Origin of the sequence: Arenibaculum pallidiluteum (assembly GCF_017355985.1) — a bacterium.
Taxonomy (GTDB): domain Bacteria; phylum Pseudomonadota; class Alphaproteobacteria; order Azospirillales; family Azospirillaceae; genus Arenibaculum; species Arenibaculum pallidiluteum.
On record NZ_JAFIQU010000018.1, the window covers coordinates 98,895 to 110,979 of the forward strand.

The 12,085-nt window shown below is 71.9% G+C and carries 13 protein-coding genes and 2 riboswitches; of the genes, 1 reads left to right on the forward strand and 12 read right to left on the reverse strand.

The window, feature by feature from the left end:
• Positions 1 to 53: 53 nt before the first annotated feature.
• The 12 genes from cobM to JUB13_RS25705 all read right to left on the reverse strand — a co-directional run bounded on the left by cobM (position 54) and on the right by JUB13_RS25705 (position 11,332).
• Positions 54 to 821 carry a precorrin-4 C(11)-methyltransferase gene (cobM, locus tag JUB13_RS25655; protein ID WP_207484161.1) on the reverse strand — a complete coding sequence of 256 codons (768 nt, stop codon included), beginning with the start codon at positions 819 to 821 and terminating at the stop codon, positions 54 to 56.
• Positions 818 to 2,638, reverse strand: coding sequence for a precorrin-3B C(17)-methyltransferase (gene cobJ, locus JUB13_RS25660; protein WP_207484164.1), 1,821 nt, complete (start codon positions 2,636 to 2,638; stop codon positions 818 to 820). Before cobJ ends, cobM begins: the two co-directional genes overlap by 4 nt.
• Complete coding sequence (locus JUB13_RS25665) at positions 2,635 to 3,339, reverse strand: precorrin-2 C(20)-methyltransferase (protein WP_328703019.1); 705 nt, start codon at positions 3,337 to 3,339, stop codon at positions 2,635 to 2,637. The genes cobJ and JUB13_RS25665 overlap by 4 nt, the downstream gene beginning before the upstream one ends.
• Entirely contained in the window at positions 3,336 to 4,547 is a 1,212-nt protein-coding gene (gene cbiE / locus JUB13_RS31620; protein WP_328703020.1) for a precorrin-6y C5,15-methyltransferase (decarboxylating) subunit CbiE, read from the reverse strand. The genes JUB13_RS25665 and cbiE overlap by 4 nt, the downstream gene beginning before the upstream one ends.
• Positions 4,544 to 5,170, reverse strand: coding sequence for a precorrin-8X methylmutase (locus tag JUB13_RS25670; RefSeq protein WP_207484168.1), 627 nt, complete (start codon positions 5,168 to 5,170; stop codon positions 4,544 to 4,546). The genes cbiE and JUB13_RS25670 overlap by 4 nt, the downstream gene beginning before the upstream one ends.
• Positions 5,171 to 5,185: 15 nt before the next feature.
• Positions 5,186 to 6,352 (reverse strand): sirohydrochlorin chelatase, encoded by a 1,167-nt coding sequence (locus JUB13_RS25675; RefSeq protein WP_207484170.1) that lies wholly within the window; start codon positions 6,350 to 6,352, stop codon positions 5,186 to 5,188.
• 92 nt (positions 6,353 to 6,444) lie between these two features.
• Positions 6,445 to 6,650: riboswitch (cobalamin riboswitch) on the reverse strand.
• A 59-nt stretch (positions 6,651 to 6,709) separates the two neighbouring features.
• Positions 6,710 to 7,441, reverse strand: a complete 732-nt coding sequence (locus JUB13_RS25680) for a CbtA family protein (RefSeq protein WP_207484172.1) — start codon at positions 7,439 to 7,441, stop codon at positions 6,710 to 6,712.
• A 9-nt stretch (positions 7,442 to 7,450) separates the two neighbouring features.
• Positions 7,451 to 7,642, reverse strand: a complete 192-nt coding sequence (locus JUB13_RS25685; RefSeq protein WP_328703021.1) for a CbtB domain-containing protein — start codon at positions 7,640 to 7,642, stop codon at positions 7,451 to 7,453.
• Positions 7,643 to 7,678: 36 nt separating this feature from the next.
• A riboswitch (cobalamin riboswitch) is annotated at positions 7,679 to 7,897 on the reverse strand.
• Between the two features lie 78 nt (positions 7,898 to 7,975).
• Complete coding sequence (locus JUB13_RS32275) at positions 7,976 to 8,230, reverse strand: PEP-CTERM sorting domain-containing protein (RefSeq protein WP_407928177.1); 255 nt, start codon at positions 8,228 to 8,230, stop codon at positions 7,976 to 7,978.
• A 22-nt stretch (positions 8,231 to 8,252) separates the two neighbouring features.
• Positions 8,253 to 9,254, reverse strand: coding sequence for a TerC family protein (locus tag JUB13_RS25695; RefSeq protein ID WP_207484174.1), 1,002 nt, complete (start codon positions 9,252 to 9,254; stop codon positions 8,253 to 8,255).
• A 149-nt stretch (positions 9,255 to 9,403) separates the two neighbouring features.
• The gene (locus JUB13_RS25700) at positions 9,404 to 10,291 is read right to left on the reverse strand and encodes a LysR substrate-binding domain-containing protein (RefSeq protein ID WP_207484175.1); all 888 of its coding nucleotides are present in this window, start codon (positions 10,289 to 10,291) and stop codon (positions 9,404 to 9,406) included.
• A 12-nt stretch (positions 10,292 to 10,303) separates the two neighbouring features.
• Positions 10,304 to 11,332, reverse strand: coding sequence for a sodium-dependent bicarbonate transport family permease (locus tag JUB13_RS25705; protein WP_236025223.1), 1,029 nt, complete (start codon positions 11,330 to 11,332; stop codon positions 10,304 to 10,306).
• Between the two features lie 265 nt (positions 11,333 to 11,597).
• Here JUB13_RS25705 and JUB13_RS25710 point away from each other — a divergent pair, with 265 nt between their 5' ends.
• Positions 11,598 to 12,035 (forward strand): hypothetical protein, encoded by a 438-nt coding sequence (locus tag JUB13_RS25710; RefSeq protein WP_207484177.1) that lies wholly within the window; start codon positions 11,598 to 11,600, stop codon positions 12,033 to 12,035.
• Positions 12,036 to 12,085 lie beyond the last annotated feature (50 nt).

Consider the following 12,085-nt stretch of genomic DNA (forward strand, 5'->3'; position numbering starts at 1 on the left):
GGCCGAGGCGCCTGTCCCAGCGGCGCCGGCGCCTCGGCAAATCGGAACGCAGGCTAGGATCTCTGCCGTTCCGGCCGCAGGATATGGGCATGGGCGGGGTCGTACAGCGCGCTGTCCCTGAAGTCCTGCGGCTCCAGCACCCGCCCGACCAGCACCAGGGCGGTGCGCGTCAGCTTGGCGGCGCGCACCTTGGGCCGGATGTCGGCCAGGGTTCCGCGGATCACCTGCTCGTCGGGCCAGCTTGCCCGGTAGACCACCGCAACCGGGCAGTCCGCGCCGTAGAGCGGGGACAGCGTCTCGACGATATGGCCGAGATTGCGGATCGACAGGTGGATCGCCAGCGTGGCCCCCGATGCCCCCAGCACCCCCAGCGTCTCCTGGTTGGGCATCGGCGAGGACTGCATGGCGGTGCGCGTCAGGATCACGGTCTGGGCGACCTCGGGCAGGGTCAGCTCGGTCCGCAGCGCTGCCGCGGCGGCGGCATAGGCCGGCACGCCCGGGCAGATCTCGTAGGGGATGCCCAGCCGGTCGAGCCGGCGCATCTGTTCCCCGATGGCGCCATAGAGCGAGGGATCGCCGGAATGCACCCGCGCCACGTCCTGCCCGCGGGCATGCGCGGCCTGGATCTCGGCGATGATCTCGTCCAGGGTCATGGGCGCCGTGTCGACGACCCGCGCGCCGGACGGCGCGCAGGCGACGATCTCGGCCGGGACCAGCGAGCCCGCGTAGAGGCAGACCGGGCAGCGGGCGATCAGGTCGCGGCCGCGCAGCGTGATCAGGTCCGGCGCGCCGGGCCCTGCGCCGATGAAATGGACGGTCACGGCCGCTCCTGCATACGCTTCGCGGCATAGCCGCGCGGGGTGTAGATCCAGGCGCCGCCGTCGACGCTGCCATTGCCCTGGCCCGCCACCATGCGCGTCTCGGACGAGCCGACGACCACCAGGGTCAGCATGTCGACCTCGGCGGGATCCAGCGCCCCGAGGGTGGTCGCGCGGACGGTCTCGCCGGGGCGGCCCAGGTTGCGCGCCAGGATCACCGGCGTTTCCGCCGGCCTCCGTGCCAGCAGGATCTCGCGCAGGGCCGGAAGCTGGCCCGTGCGCCTGCGCGACACCGGGTTGTAGATGGCGATCACGAAGTCGCCCTCGGCCGCGGCGCGAATCCGGCGCTCGATCACCTCCCACGGCGTCAGCAGGTCGGAAAGCGAGATCGTGCAGAAATCGTGTCCGAGCGGCGCGCCGGCCCGTGCCGCAGCCGCCTGGAGCGCCGAGATGCCCGGGGTGACCGCGACCTCGATGCGGCGCCATTCCGGCCGTTCGCCCCGGTCCATCAGCTCGAAGACCAGCGTCGCCATGGCATAGATGCCGGCATCGCCGCTGGACACCAGCGCCACGTCGCGCCCCTGGGACGCAAGGTCCAGGGCCAAGCGGGCGCGCGCCTCCTCCTCGCCGAGGGGCAGGTCGTGCCGGTGCTTGCCCTCGGCCGCCGGGCCCAGCAGGTCGAGATAGAGGCCGTAGCCCACAAGGTCGCTTGCGCGGGCGAGCCAGGCCTCGGCCTCCGGCGTGCGCCAGGCGGGCGCACCGGGACCGATCCCGACGATGGCGAGGCGCCCGCGCGGGCGACCGGCACGCGCGGCGTCGATCGGCTCGGGCGCGAGGGCCACGGCGCAGGTCGCACGCGCGGACTTGCGCTTGGCGACCACAAGGGTGCCGTCGGGTCCCGCCGCGGCCAGGGCCGCGCCCTCGGCGACGCCATGGCAGCCGACCTCGCGGAACACGGCCTCGGACGGGGTGGCGAGGCGCGGGGCCTCGCGCTCTAGCCGGGCCGCGTCGAAGAAGCGCGCCGGGACGGCAAGGGCGGCCGCGGCGGCGTGGACCGCCGGCTCGTCCGCCTTCAGGTCCAGCGAGGCGACCAGCGCCACCGCCCCTTCGGCCAGGCCCGCCTCGGCCAGGGTGGCGCGCATCAGGGCCGTCACCTCCTCGGGGTCGGCATCGCGCTCGCATCCGAGGCCGACCGCCAGGCGCCGCGGGTGGTAGACCAGTCGCCGGGGCGATCCCGCCTCTGCGCGCAGGGTCGCTGACAGGGACAGCGCCGCGTCCTCGTCCAGCGGCAGGTCGGAAGCGGCCAGCCACGGCGCGTCGCCCTCGATCCGGCAGGCGGCGCCGGCCAGCAGCTCGGCCATGAAGGCCTTGGCATCGCCGGGGTTGGCGATGGTCCAGCCTTCCGGCGGCTCGTCCAGCGCGATGCCGAAGCGCAGGTCGCCGGCCGTTGTCACGGCGGCGGTGGCCCCGAACGCGTCCGCGATCCGCGCCGCCAGCGCATTGGCTCCGCGATGCCCGCCCAGCAGCGGGACGACGGCGCTGCCATCCTCGGCCACGGCCACCACGGGCGGCTCCTCTCGCTTGTCCGCCAGCAGCGGCGCCAGGATGCGGATCAGCACGCCGGTGGCGCAGAAGCCCACAATGGGCCGACCGGCGGAGAAGTGCGCGCGCAGGTGCTCTGCCGTAGCCTCGAAGCCGAGATCGGCTCCGGAGACGCGCCCGGCCAGGCCGTGGATCTGGGCTCCCGGCAGCACGGCCTGGGCGCTTCTCGCGGTCTCGAGCCCCGTCTGCGACAGGACGATCAGGATGGGCGGGCTCATGACCATGGCTCCCCGCGCTGATGGACAAGGATCATGGCGAAATAGGGTACTCTCGCGGCATCGACCGCGGCCAGCGGCAGGATGCGCTGGTTCGCCATGGTCGCCCGCTCCACATAGCGTGCCCGGTCCGTCAGCCCCGCCTGCTCCAGCACGTCCCGGACCTTCCCGAAATGGCGGCCGAGCTTGATAATCGCCGCGGCCTCGCAGCCCTGCAGCCGCGCAAGCAGCGTCTCGGCGGGCAGCGGCGCCGGCAGCACCGCCAGCGCGTCGTTGCGCGCGGCGAGCGGCGTGCGCAGGGCAGCCGCGCAGGCGGTCAGCGAGCTGACGCCCGGCACGACTTCGACCGGGTGGCGCGCCGCCATGCGGGCGAACAGGTACATGAAGGATCCGTAGAAGAACGGGTCGCCCTCGCACAGCACGGCCACGTCCCGGCCGGCGTCGAGATGCATGCCGAGGACCTCGGCGGCGCGGTCGTAGGCCTCCTGGGCGGGCATGGGGTCGGGCCGCATGGGCACCTCGATGACCACCTCCGTCTGGGTGCCCGGCAGGTGCTGGGCGACGATCGCGCGCGCCAGGCTCTCGCCGCCCAGCGGCGCCGGATAGGCCAGCACCGGCGCGGCGCGCAACAGGCGCAGCGCCTTCAGCGTGATCAGCTCGGGATCCCCCGGGCCGATGCCGAGGCCGTAGACGGTGCCGCTCACGGCCTCACTCCGCTGTATTGGGTGACCGGCATCAGCGGGCGCCAGCCCATGAAGCCGCCCACGGGCTCGGCCCGGCTGACGGACAGACGGGCGAGCCCGCCGCCCCGGGCCGCGAAGAAGGACATGAGCGCCTGCTCGCCCTCCAGGGTGACGGCGTTCGCGACCAGGCGCCCGCCCGGCGGCAGCGCGTCCCAGCAGGCCTCCAGGAGCCCGGGCGCGCCGGCGCCGCCCCCGACGAAGACGGCATCCGGCGGGGGCAGGCCTTCCAGCGCCGCGGGCGCGGTGCCGGGGACGATCTCCAGCCCCGGGCAGCCCAGCGCCTCGGCATTGGCGGCGATCAGGGCGCGCCGCTCGGTCCGCGGCTCGATGGCGACGGCGCGGCAGCGGGCGTCGCTGCGCATCCATTCGATGGCGATCGAGCCGCAGCCCGCGCCGACATCCCAGAGGAGCTGGCCCGGCACCGGCGCCAGGGCGGCCAGCGTCGCCGCGCGTACCTCCCGCTTGGTGATGCGGCCGTCGTGGCGGAACGCGTCGTCGGGCAGGCCCGGGACCCGCGGCAGCAGCGGCGCCCCCGGTTCGGGCCGGCATTCGACCGCCAGCGTCGCGAGGTCGTCGCAGCGGCGGTCGGCGGGCCAGTCTGCCGCCGTCCCCTCGACCCGCGCTTCGGCCGGGCCGCCCAGCCGTTCCAGCACGGTCAGGCGGCTCGGCCCGTAGCCGCGGGCGCGCATCAGCGCGGCCGCCGCGGCGGGGGTCGTGCCGTCCGTGCACAAAAGCAGAAGGCGCGCCCCCGGCTGCAGGTGCGGGTGCAGCAGGGCCGCCGGCCGGCCGTGCAGGCTCAGCGCCGTGGTCTCGGCCCGTGGCCAGCCCAGCCGCGCACAGGCCAGGGCAAAGGCGCCGGGGGCCGGCACGACCAGGCATTCCTCGGCGGACACGCGGCGCAGCAGCGTCGCGCCCACGCCGTAATCCATGGGGTCGCCCGAGGCCAGCACGCAGACCCGTTTCCCGCGCAGAGCCAGGATCCCGTCCAGCAGCGCCGACAGGGGCGAGGGCCATGCCAGGCGGGTCCGCCCGTCCTCCGGCACCATCGCCAGATGGCGCGCGCCGCCCACCAGCACCTCGGCTGCATCGATCTGCGCGCGGCCGGCGGCCGACAGGCCCGCAAGCCCATCCTCGCCGATCCCGACGATGGAAAGCCAAGGCGCGGTCACGCCGCGGCTCCCACCAGCAGCGCGTTCACGGCGGCGGCGGCGAGGGCGCTGCCGCCGCGCCGGCCGAGCACCGTCGCGAAGGGGACGCCACGCGGGTCTCGGGCCAGCTCCTGCTTGGATTCCGCCGCGCCCACGAAGCCGACCGGGAAGGCCAGGATCGCGGCGGGCCGCGGCGCGCCGCCGTCGAGCAGCTCCAGCAGCCGGAACAGGGCGGTGGGGGCATTGCCGATCGCGACCACCGCGCCAGCGAGGCGCGGCAGCCAGAGCTCGACCGCAGCGGCCGAACGCGTCGTGCCGAGCCGGGCTGCGAGATCCGGCACCGCCGGGTCGTCCAGGGGACACAGCACCGCGTTTCCCGCCGGCATGCGGGCCGCCATGATCCCCGAGGCGACCATGCGTGCATCGGCCAGCACCGGCGCGCCGGCGGCCAGCGCGGCCGTGGCCACCTCCGCCACGTCGGGGGACCAGGCAAGGTCGTCCACCAGGTCGGTCATGCCGCAGGCGTGGATCAGGCGCGTCGCCATGGGAACGAGGCCCGGCGGCAGGCGGTCCAACGCCGCCTCGGCCGCGATGGTCGCGAAGCTCTGCCGGTAGATCGCCGCTGGATCGCGCAGGTAGTCCATGGGGCAGCCCAAGGGTCAGCGGCGCGTGCCGGACCCGGTCATGCTGCGCGGGCCGAGCGGATGGTCCGCATGGGGATAGGGATGATGCGCGTGGGTGTGACCATGGGTGTGGCCATGCTCATGGTGGTGCCCGTGGCCATGGTGGTGCCCGTGGCCATGGTGGTGATCATGGCCGTGGTGGTGCCCGTGATCACCACCGTGGTGGTGATGGTGGTGATCATGGTCATGGTCATGGGAATGGTCGTGCCCATGGTCATGTCCATGCTGGTGACCGTGGCCGTGGGAATGGTCGTGGTGGCGGGCACCGGTGCCGATGCCCTCGACGTGGTGGTGGTGGCTCTCTTGGCGCAGGCCGACCTCGGCCTCGAAGCCCAGGGCCTGTTCCCGGTACTTGCACATCTGGCAATTCATGTTGCCGCCGCCCTCGAGGATCTCGCGCGCGCGGTCGGCGAAGGTCTCCAGCACCAGCGGATGGTCGTTCAGGTAGGGCGCCTTCACGAACTCGATGCCGGGATGGCGGGCCGCCACCGCATCCGTGTAGTCGTAGATCCGGCGGACCAGGATGCCCGTGAACAGGAAGTACGGGAACACGACGATCCGGCGGTAGCCGAGCCGGGCCGCGTGCTCCAGCGCCGGCTCGACCAGCGGGAAGGTGACGCCGGAATAGGCGGTCTCGGCCCAGCCGAAGCCCATGCCCTCCCACAGCAGCCGGGCGACCTTGGAGACGTTGGAGTTCGCGTCCGGATCGGACGAGCCGCGGCCGACCACCACCAGCAGCGTCTCGTGGCGCGGGACGGCGTCGCCTGCGCGGGCCAGCGCCTCGGCGACGCGGTCGCCCGCGGCGCGGACCATCTTCAGGTCGACGGCCAGCTCGCGCCCGTATTCGATGCGCATGCCGGGATGCTCGGCCATGTAGGCGTTCAGAACCGAGGGGATGTCGTTCTTGGCATGCCCCGCGGCGAACAGCATGCCGGGGACCGCGAGCACCCGTGTCACGCCGGCATGGCGCAGCCGGTCCAGCCCCTCGCGGATCACCGGGCGCGCGAATTCCAGGTAGCCGTATTCCAGCTCGCCATAGGGCAGCCGGTTGCGCAGCCGCGCGGCCACGGCGGCGAACTCGGCCACGGCGTCCTCGTCGCGGCTTCCGTGGCCGCACAGCATGACGCCCAGCTTCTCCGACATGGCGATCCCTCCGGCGCGGGCCCCGGTGGAACGCCAAAGGGAAGGGGCAGGGCACAGCCGCGCCGCCTTCCCCGGTGCACCCCGCCCGGGACGGACGATACCCTGCGCCGGCAGGTCTCCTGGCTCGCGGGTCAGGGCCGCCGTCCCGCCTTCCCGGCCGCGAAGGGCCAGTGGCGCGGGTCGGACGGCGGCTCGCCGCCTACAGTTGCGGGGGCAGCCGCGGCTTCGGACCGCAGTTCCCTCTTAGCCCCGCGCCGGCCGCGCGGCCGGCGCGGAGACCGGCGCTGGAGCCCCGTCCTACCGCGCCGCCGGTCCGGGGTCAACCGAGCTGAACCCGCCGCGCCCAGGAGGCACCGCTCAGGCCACCCGGCGCCAGACCGCGCCGGCGGTCCAGCCCAGCACCGCCCAGAACAGCGCGTTCACCGCCAGCGCCGTCGCCGCGAAGCGGGCGGCGAGCTCGGCCGGGACGGTGCCGCCCGCGGCGTCGTGCGCGGGCGCGCCCACCAGGTGCGGCAGGGCCGAGACCAGCAGCCCCAGGGCCGCCGCCCCGCGGAACCGGCCGAAGACGACCAGCCAAAGGCCGGCCGCGGCGCCGGCCGAGGCCGCCAGCCACCAGCCCTGTCTGGCCGTCAGCTCGGCCGCCGCCATGCCGGGCAGCTCGGGCGGCAGCCCCAGCGCCGGCGCCAGCCCGAAGACCGCGAAGCCGGCCATGCCCCAGCCCAGGCCCGCGCGCTCGTCGATCCGGCGGCCCGACAGGGCGAAGCAGGCGACCGCGAGCAGGGCGAAACCCACGCCGGTGACGGCGTTGGCCATTGCCGTCAGGCCGAGCCGCGCGCCGCCCGTGAAGGCTAGGTCGTGGTCATGCCCAACACCGTGCTCGTGCCCCCCATGGTCATGCCCCCCATGGTTATGACCGCCGTGGTCGTGACCCGCTTCCGCCGCGGCCGTTTCGCCCGCGGTCTCGGCCGCCGCCTCGAAGGTCTCGGCCAGCAGGATCAGCGGCGTGGTGGTGAAGGACTGCACCGCCGTGACGAGCACGGCCGAGCTCAGCCCGGCGGCCAGCGCCGCCAGGAGGATCCGTCGCAGCATGGAATCCCCTCAGTGGCAGGGGAAGCTGAAGGCGTGCCGGGCGTCGTGGGCCGCCGCATGCAGCAGGTCGGAACCGGCGAAGCCGGCCCCGAACAGCAGGAAGGCGCCCATGGCGAAGGCCACGGCGGCGGACAGCACGGTCTCGGCGCGCGCGCCGGCGCGGCCGGTGGCGGAAAGGCTGGAAGCAGGAAGGGTGGTCACGAATCGCTCTCCCGTTGGCCGTCACACCCGACGGCGGGTCAAAGAAGGGCGATGGCAGGTCTCCTGGCTCGCGGGTCGTCGCCTTTATGGCCCGGGCCTTCCCCGGGACGGGTCCCGGGTGGCCGGCGGGCCGGCTATCCGCTTACAGTTGCGGGGGCAGCCACGGAGTTGGTCCCTCGACTTGGTCGACCGCACCGTGTTCCCTATTCTCCCGGGGGGCTTGGCCCCCCGGGCACCATCGCGGGGAAGAGTGTCACCGCTTCGTGCCGCGCGCAAGATAGTGCCTGCTGGCGCGGGATGCTGCAGGCGCGGCGCAGGTCGGCACCCGCAGCCTCAGGCCGATCCCTGCCTCCGGCGCGTGCTCGCGGTCAGCCCGATCAGACCGGTTCCCAGAAGCGCAAGCGACATCGGCTCCGAAACCGGTACGGCGTCCTGTCGCCAGCACCCAGGGCGTCGGAGCAAATGGCATGCCAACATCCGCTGCGGCGGAAACACTGGCGTCGACGCTTCGCACGGACGGAACGGTGTAAAGTCCGCCGACAAACCCGCCGGGAGTCGGCGTCCACCCCGTCGCGGATGGATCGGCATCTCCTTCTTCGGGCCGAAGCGGTCATGCGGCGGGGTTGGGGTTCGGCGATTGCGCGCCGCGTGTACGCAGCAGCGAGACCACGATGCCGCCCGCCAGAAGCGCGCCGGTGACCGAGAGGGAGATCACGGGGTCCATCTTCCCAACCAGCAGGTTCCAGAAGATCTTGCCGCCGATGAAGATCAGCACCGCAGAAAGCGCGTATTTAAGGTAGTGGAAGCGGTGGATCATCGCGGCGAGGGCGAAGTACAGCGCCCGCAGCCCGAGGATCGCGAAGATGTTGCTGGTGTAGACGACGAAGGGGTCGGTGGTGATCGCGAAGATCGCGGGCACGCTGTCCACGGCGAAGATCAGGTCCGCGGTCTCCACCAGTACCAGGGCGAGAAACAGCGGCGTCGCCCACCAGACCTTCCGGCGCGGGTCGCGCGGGCACGGCGCCTTCACGAAGAAGCGCTCGCCGTGCAGCGCGTCCGTCAGGTTCAGGTGCCTGCGCAGCAGCCGCAGCACCGGGTTGTCTTCGATGCGCGGCATGCTGTCCGCCATGAGCAGCATCTTGATGCCGGTCGCGATCAGAAAGACGCCGAACACATAGAGGATCCAGGAGAACTGGCTGACCAGTGCGGCCCCCAGCCCGATCATGATGCCGCGCAGGACAATGACGCCCAGGATGCCCCAGAAAAGCACGCGGTGCTGATGGATGCGCGGCACCGCGAAATAGGTGAAGATCAACGAGATTACGAAGACGTTGTCGAGGCTGAGGCTCTTCTCCACCAGGAACCCGGTGTAGTAGGCGATGCCGGCCTCCGCGCCCAGCGACAACCAGACCCAGCCGCCGAAAGCCAGCGCCACAGCGATGTAGCCGGCACTCAGCCACAGGCTTTCCCCGACGGGGATTTCACCCTGCCTGCGATGCAGGACGCCGAGATCGAGCACCAGAAGCAGCGCGACTATGACGAGGAAGGACAGCCAGGCCCAAGTCGGCTGTCCCAGAAACGATCCCTGCAGCAGGTCCGCGAGCCACTCCATTCGAATCTCCGAGATATCTTGGATCCGACATCGCGGCGCTGTGCCGCCAGAGGGGCCCGGATCCGGACGTGCCGGATGTAGCCTCGAGAGGCGGCGGAACAAGCAGCGGAATCCGATGCGCGCCATCGGGATTTCCGATGGAAGCGGCGTCAGCCTTCTGATCCGCGGCGCCCGACCTCAAGCGAGCGGATGATGTGCTCGGCCAGCAACTCGGCCGCCTTCGAGAGCTGCCCAGGCGCCCGGTACAGCGCGATCTCGGTGTCGGTGAGGTCGGGCAGGCCGTGCTCGGCGCCAATCGCATGAAAACCTGGGGACAGCATCTCGCTGGGGAGGATCGTGACGCCCAGACCCGCGCGCACCGCCGCCTGCACACCGGCCAGGCTTGGGCTCGTATAGGCGACACGCCAGAGCCGACCCTGTGCGTCGAGGGCCTCCAGCGCGCGCTTGCGGTAGATGTCCGGATATGGAGCGAGGACCAGCGGCACCGGCTGACCGGGATCCAGCAACAGGCGATCCGAGGCGGCCCAGACCAAGGGCTCGCGCCAGACCCGGGTGCCGCCCCCGGTGCCTTGCCGCTCGCGCTTGCACAGCACCAGGTCGTATTCGCCCCGGGCAAAGCCGTCTAGCAGGTTGAGGGTGAAGTCGCAGTTGACCTCCAGCGTCACCTGCGGGTGGTCGCGCGAGAAGCGCCAGAGCACGTCGGGCAGGTGGGCGGTCGCGAAATCCTCGGGCGTTCCCAGCCGCACCAGGCCGCCCACCTCCGGTTCCATCAGCCGGGCGCAGGCCTCGTTGGCCGTTGCCAGCAGGCGCCGCGCATAGGTAAGCAGCAACTCGCCGTCAGGTGTCAGCGCCAGTTCGCGCGTTTCACGATTGAAGACGCGCCGGCCGAGGCCCTCCTCCAGCCGCTTGATCTGGAGGCTGACGGTCGACTGGGTGCAGCCCAGGCGCTCGGCGGCCCGGGTGAAGCCACCAGCGTCCACGATGGTCGCGAAGGTGCGCAGCAGGTCGAGGTCGAAGGGCGGGAGAGGCGTCGGCATGGCGTTCAGTTGTCAGCCCAGCGCCTTGGCCAGCGCAAGATACAAGGGGATCCCAAACAGCAGGTTGAAGGGAAAGGTGATCCCGAGCGCCACGGGCAGCGAAATTCCGGGATCGGCGGCGGGCAGCGCGTGGCGCAGCGCGGCCGGCACCGCGATGTAGGATGCGCTGGCGCACAGTGTGGCGAGCAGCGCAGCATCGCCCGTCCTCAGGCCGAGCACGCCGGCGGCTGCGAGACCGATCGCGGCGCCCAGCAACGGCATGCCGAGGCCAAAGGCAAGCAGCCGGGGACCGAGCCTGGCGGCGCATCCCATGCGTGAGGCTGCCAGGTGCCCCATTTCCAGCAGGAACAGGCAGAGCACCCCATCCCAGGGCGCAACGAAGAACCCAGAAAGCCGGTCGAGCCCAGGCCTCCCAGTCACCAATCCCACCAGCAGTGCCCCCGATAGCAGCAGCACCGAGCCGTCAAGTGCGGCATGGCGGAGCGCATGACGTAGAGTGCCCGGCTGCCACCCCGGTCCGCGATCCCATGCTGATCCAGATCCCGGTCCGCTCGATACGACGAGCGCGCCGCCTGGGGCGCCCGTGGCGATTCCAAGATGGCCGGTAGCGCTCATCCTGGCCGCCAGGACCAGTCCCGTGACGATGGCGGGGCCCTCCATGACGGCCAGCACGGCGACCATGTGGCCGCCGTAGGTGACGCCCTGGTTCTCCAGCATCCTGGTGGCCGCGACGAAGGTGACGAGGCTGACCGACCCGTAATGGGTGGCAAGGGCTGCCGCATTGACCGGGTCAAGCCTGACCCCGCCACGCAGCAGCGCATAGGCCAGCAGAGGTAGGGTGAAGCTCAGCCCCGCGGCCGTCAGCAGCAGCGGAAGCAGTGATGCCGTGTCGGCGCCCGCCATGGCGACGCCACCCTTGAAGCCGATTGCCACCAGGAGGTAGACGGCAAGCGCCTTCCCGAACCCGTCGGGGAGCGGCAGGCGCACCTTCGCCATGGCGATCGCGGCTCCCAGCACGAAGAAGAGAACCGGCGCCGACATCAAAACGTCCGGTGCCGCCGTCAACAGGGTGGATCCCATTCCAATGGCCTCTCTCGCCTGCGGCCTGCCGACGGTCACGCCCCGGCAGGACCCCTCCCGGCGCATTTATAGGCAGGCCCGCGCTATCGTGAAATTCGACCGAATGAAAGCCTGCGATTGAATTTCTCAATGGCAGCGATGGTGAGACCTAAGCCTTCTGAGTCGTTGCCTGGATCCGTTGCTCCCCCCACCATGCGCGGGATCTAGCCCCGGGGGAGCCGACGCCGTGACGACCCTGAAGGAGTTCGAGGAGGCGCTGAGGGCTCAGGGCATGGATGCCGCCCTCGAGGTCCTCGCGAAGCTGCGCGAGCGCGACAAGGCGAACCGGTCGATCAGGCCGGCGCGGCGCGTGACCGGACGCAAGATGACGCCGGACCTCGCCCGGCGGATCCTCGCCTTCCACGAGAATACCGGGATGACCCAGCAGGAGATCGCCTTCGCGCTCGGCGTCAACCAGGGCCGCGTGAACGAGGTTATCAAGCGGGGCAAGTGGCTCGACGGGGATCCCGCCGCGCCCGAGGCGCTCGCCCGCGATCGTGCCCTGGAACGCGCCCGGAAGGGCATCGGCGTCAAGCCGCGCCGCCGGCGGGCACAGCCGTCCGAGAAGACGGCTAAGAAGGAAGCCCGCGGTCCCGTCCAGCTTCCACTGCTGGGCGAGTCCTGAACGGCTCCTGAGGCACCCCCTATCACCATCGCGCTGAATTCCCCTATGCT